Annotated in this window: 4 protein-coding genes; 3 read left to right on the forward strand and 1 reads right to left on the reverse strand. The window is 41.5% G+C overall.

Annotation, left to right across the window (positions count from 1 at the left end; translation table 11 throughout):
• On the reverse strand, positions 1-272 hold a 272-nt coding region (locus F6K22_RS32425), incomplete at its 3' end, for a pentapeptide repeat-containing protein (RefSeq protein WP_293107793.1).
• 561 nt (positions 273-833) lie between these two features.
• Between F6K22_RS32425 and F6K22_RS32430 the strand changes: the two genes are divergently transcribed.
• The 3 genes from F6K22_RS32430 to purL all read left to right on the forward strand — a co-directional run bounded on the left by F6K22_RS32430 (position 834) and on the right by purL (position 4,172).
• Complete coding sequence (locus tag F6K22_RS32430) at positions 834-1,076, forward strand: hypothetical protein (protein WP_293107796.1); 243 nt, start codon at positions 834-836, stop codon at positions 1,074-1,076.
• Positions 1,077-1,187: 111 nt separating this feature from the next.
• Entirely contained in the window at positions 1,188-1,445 is a 258-nt protein-coding gene (locus F6K22_RS42630) for a PEP-CTERM sorting domain-containing protein (protein ID WP_363274909.1), read from the forward strand.
• Between the two features lie 399 nt (positions 1,446-1,844).
• Positions 1,845-4,172, forward strand: coding sequence for a phosphoribosylformylglycinamidine synthase subunit PurL (gene purL, locus F6K22_RS32440; RefSeq protein WP_293107802.1), 2,328 nt, complete (start codon positions 1,845-1,847; stop codon positions 4,170-4,172).
• Positions 4,173-4,741: the final 569 nt, after the last annotated feature.

Consider the following 4,741-nt stretch of genomic DNA (forward strand, 5'->3'; position numbering starts at 1 on the left):
CCAGCCATTTCACCAACAATAAAACTAGCAAAAGCACTAGCAAGAGTAACAGCGATCGCCGCTCCAGCACAACGAACAATCAAAATCCTAATCTTGCTCCTACTTTGCCCAATTCTTGCACCCTGAAAATTTGCCCCTACTAGGATAGCATCCTGAAAATTGCAACCTCTCAAGTCAGAACCGCTAAAATTAGCCCCCGTCAGGTCTTGACCTTGAAAATTGCGATGTCGTAGGTCTTGCTGAGAAAAATCTAAAGGTAATGGTTGATTCATAGTATTTTATCGGGAAGAAATAATTAAAGAGCAGAGGTACTTGACAATTGTTAGACAGAGTAGTATATCATTTAGATACTCTGAAATAATCTAATTCCAATTTAAGTGGCCTTGATATAGCATGATGTCCACTTAGAAGAATGCCTTTGATACCTTCGACTCCTATCTCCTTTTGCTTGCGTAGATTCACGTTTTCCTCACCTCAGACTAATTTTCTTCTCTACTGATTCAGTTTTTTTCCCTGATGCTAATGGCTGGATTACCCAGTATTTAACGGTTTGTTATACTTTGTTTATTTTTTGAATTTGATATTTTTCCTCTGAGGATCTTGTTTTTATTCATCAGCGATCGCATTGATACAAAGTCCAACGCTGATGATTTTTGTTGATGATTATAGATACCTCAAATCCTTATCTCATATTTGATTCTGCTGATTTTCCTCCCCAGCTTACTCTCAGGAAATTTTAAAGATTCTGTAAAGTTAAGCAAAAGATATTGCAAAGACCTTTTGAGGAGGTTTAAATAGAAATATAGGAAGTAATAAAAATTTACAGCTTTTTTATGAAAAATCTAACTTTACTATCTGTCACAGTCCTCAGTGTGACATCTGCATTGGTTTTTGGGAAAATACAAGCTGCCTCTGCTTTAATTTGGAACTGGAGTTATTCCGCTCCTGGTATAGAGGCAAGTGGTAATTTGACGACTAATGATACTCCTGACGATTTCGGTTTTTACCTAATTACTGAAATTACTGGTACGCGAAATGACGAAACAATTATTGGTTTACAACCTACGGGAACTTGAGTACCTGGAAACGAACCTTTTGTACTTGACAATATAATCAGTCTTAATCCTGATGAGCAGTTAACAAGTAGCGGTTTTGGGTATTCCACCTCGGAAGGAAACTTTGTTAATATGTTTTTTGCTGATTTTTTGCAGCCTCCGGGTTATTTTGAGATTTTTTCTGCGGCGCCATTTATACCAGGTTTTGAAAATTTTGGGCCAGAAGATAGTGAATTGCCCGTTAGTTTTTCTGCTAGTTTTTCTGCTGCTCCAATCACCGTCCCTGAACCAACCTCCACCTTAAGCTTCTTCACTCTCGGTACTCTAGGAGCAATTTCAACCCTCAAACGCAAACTGAAGCCTTCCAAATCTACAGCTAACCCTAGATAGTAGGTTGAGCAAATATTACAGCGGTTTTCCTGCACGGTAGACCACAGTAGGGACGTTCTATGGAACGTCCCTACAATATTTTGGTTGTGACGATCAAGAATGAAAATGATTAAAGTATAATTTATCATTAACTGATTCCTTACAAATTGCTGTTGTTATTCAATCAGAATGTGAGGCTTTTTTAACTAATGATTTACAGTTAAAACGAGTCAATGAGTTATCTATTTTAGTAATCAGTGAATTAACATTATGACTCTATTTATCTTTATTTTTACTACCGATAAAGATTTTGAGAATTTTCGCTCGTATATTCCAGTTATTTTGTTTGTATTAAGTTTGACATAATTAATGAGATAATAATACTACCAAAAAAGTTAGTCAACTTTCCCATTATAAATTATGTCACAAACTCCCTTTTCCCCAGAAGAAATAGCATCCGAAGGCATCAAACCAGAAGAATATCAAGAAATTCTGAACCGCCTTGGTCGTCACCCCAATAAAGCGGAACTAGGAATGTTTGGAGTCATGTGGTCAGAACACTGCTGCTACAAAAACTCCCGCCCCCTCCTCAAACAATTTCCCACCACAGGTAAACGTATTCTTGTTGGACCAGGAGAAAACGCTGGAGTCGTAGACCTAGACAACGGACTCCAACTCGCTTTCAAAATAGAATCCCACAACCACCCATCTGCTGTCGAACCATTCCAAGGTGCTGCTACCGGAGTCGGCGGTATTCTCCGAGACATATTTACAATGGGTGCTCGCCCCATCGCCGTACTTAACTCCCTCCGTTTCGGTTCCCTAGAGGATGCCAAAACCAAACGCATTTTTACCGGAGTAATTTCTGGCATTTCTCATTACGGTAACTGTTTCGGAGTACCTACCGTAGGTGGAGAAATTTACTTTGACCGCGCTTACACAGGCAACCCCCTAGTCAACGTGATGGCATTGGGATTAATGGAAACCCCCGAAATTGTCAAATCTGGTGCATCCGGTATTGGCAACCCAGTCTTATATGTCGGTTCCACCACAGGTAGAGACGGTATGGGTGGAGCAAGTTTCGCCAGCGCCGAACTCAGCGAACAGTCAATAGACGATCGCCCTGCAGTGCAAGTAGGAGACCCATTCCTAGAAAAATGTCTAGTCGAAGCTTGTCTAGAAGCATTCAAAACAGGAGCAGTAGTCGCAGCGCAAGACATGGGAGCTGCTGGTATCACCTGTTCCACTTCAGAAATGGCAGCAAATGGAGGAGTTGGCATTGAATTTGACTTGGACAAAGTACCAGTGCGAGAAACTGGGATGGTTCCTTATGAATATTTGCTCTCAGAATCTCAGGAACGGATGTTATTTGTTGCCCAAAAAGGTCGCGAACAAGAATTAATTGATATTTTTGAACGTTGGGAACTTCATGCAGTGGTGGCAGGTACAGTTATTGAGGAACCTATTGTGCGAATTTTATTTGAAGGGAAAGTTGCTGCTGAAATACCTGCTACTGCTTTGGCAGATAATACTCCTATTTATCATCGGGAGTTATTGAGCGAACCGCCGGAATATGCAAAAAAAGCTTGGGAATGGAATGTTGCATCGTTGCCATCATCTACGGAACAGGGTATTGAAATTCAGGGAAATTTCCAAACCTGGAATGAAATTTTACTGACTTTATTAGATACTCCAACTATTGCTTCAAAAAATTTGGTGTATCAGCAATACGACTATCAAGTACAGAATAATACTGTGATGTTGCCGGGTGGTGCTGATGCTGCTGTAATTCGGTTACGCCCCCAAATTCCCGATCTTAACAACCCATCATCAACTTCAGGTGTTGCTGCAACAGTTGATTGTAATTCCCGTTGGGTTTATCTCGATCCATACAATGGTGCAAAAGCAGTAGTTGCAGAAGCAGCACGGAATCTCAGTTGTGTGGGTGCAGAACCTGTAGCGGTTACAGATAATCTCAATTTTGGCAGTCCAGAAAAACCTGTGGGATATTGGCAACTAGCAGAGAGTTGTCGTGGTATTGCTGAAGGTTGTCGAGAGTTGGGAACCCCTGTTACTGGCGGGAATGTGTCTTTGTATAACGAAACTTTGGATGCTGACGGTACTCCCCAGGCAATTTATCCGACTCCAGTGGTGGGAATGGTAGGGTTAATTCCCGATCTGACTCGTATTTGCGGGCAAAGTTGGCAAACTGAAGGCGATATTATCTATTTAATAGGGAATTTAGGAGTTAGGTCTTTAGCTGCTTCTGAATATTTGGCAACTGTTCATGGTGTGGTTGCTGGTAAACCAAGCGAAGTAGATTTTGATTTGGAAAAGCGAGTACAGGCAGTTTGTCGTCATGGTATCCGACAAGGTTGGGTGCGTTCTGCTCATGATAGTGCAGAGGGAGGTGTAGCGATCGCTCTGGCAGAGTGTTGTATTAGTGGGAAGTTGGGAGCTGAGATGATTTGGGAATTTTCTGATGTTTCTAATTTCCGATGGGATGAATTTTTGTTTGGCGAGGGTGGTTGCCGAATTTTGGTTTCTGTTGCGCCAGAAAATCAGATGATTTGGGAATCATATCTTCAGGAAAATTTGGCTGATTTTTGGCAGAAAATTGGTCTGGTGAGTAATGCTGAAAGTGGTTTGCAAATTTTAGTTAATGAGGGTGTGTCTTTAATTAATGTAGAGATGGGAGAAATGAGCGATCGCTTTCAAAATGCTATTGAGAGACGTTTGAGTTTTTAGCGCTGGTTTTGGGGCGAGTTGATTTAACCAGGGTGTAGGGGGGGTTTTAAGTAGAACATCGTGCTGATATTAAATATTTTGCTAAACCCGCCCCATTACATTATGATTACCCACACCAATTTTGGGGCAGGTTTATTTAATTTCTGTGGCTTTGTGAATGTTTTTGGCTGAACCTGCCCCTACTTCACGATCGCCTATTATCTGGGCATCTTTAGACACCCACACCAACTTTGGGGCAGGTTTATTTAATTTCTGTGGCTTTGTGAATGTTTTTGGCTGAACCCGCCCCTACTTCGCGATCGCCTATTCATGCAATAAAGCCGAGCGCCCCCGTTTAATTCGATATAAAAAAATGTTCACTTCACGAGCGCCATTGCCCAGTCTTTCTATAACTCCCCATCTCTCATATCAAATCCGGATAATTACTAGAGCCTGCGTCCGCAGCGACTGGAACGGAGTGGAAGGAAGCAATCTCAGGGGTCCCACGAGATTGCTTCCTATCGTCGCAATGACGAGTGTTTAATCGGATTCTATATCACATCATGCCCTGTTATATCAAATCCGCTAGC

The sequence above is a fragment of the Okeania sp. SIO2F4 genome, assembly GCF_010672385.1.
GTDB lineage: Bacteria > Cyanobacteriota > Cyanobacteriia > Cyanobacteriales > Microcoleaceae > Trichodesmium.

Excerpts from the sequence above, each read along its gene's own strand:
- F6K22_RS32430 (WP_293107796.1), top strand. The coding sequence starts at position 834 with ATGAAAAATCTAACTTTACTATCTGTCACAGTCCTCAGTGTGACATCT.
- F6K22_RS42630 (WP_363274909.1), top strand. The coding sequence starts at position 1,188 with ATGTTTTTTGCTGATTTTTTGCAGCCTCCGGGTTATTTTGAGATTTTT.
- purL (WP_293107802.1), top strand. The coding sequence starts at position 1,845 with ATGTCACAAACTCCCTTTTCCCCAGAAGAAATAGCATCCGAAGGCATC.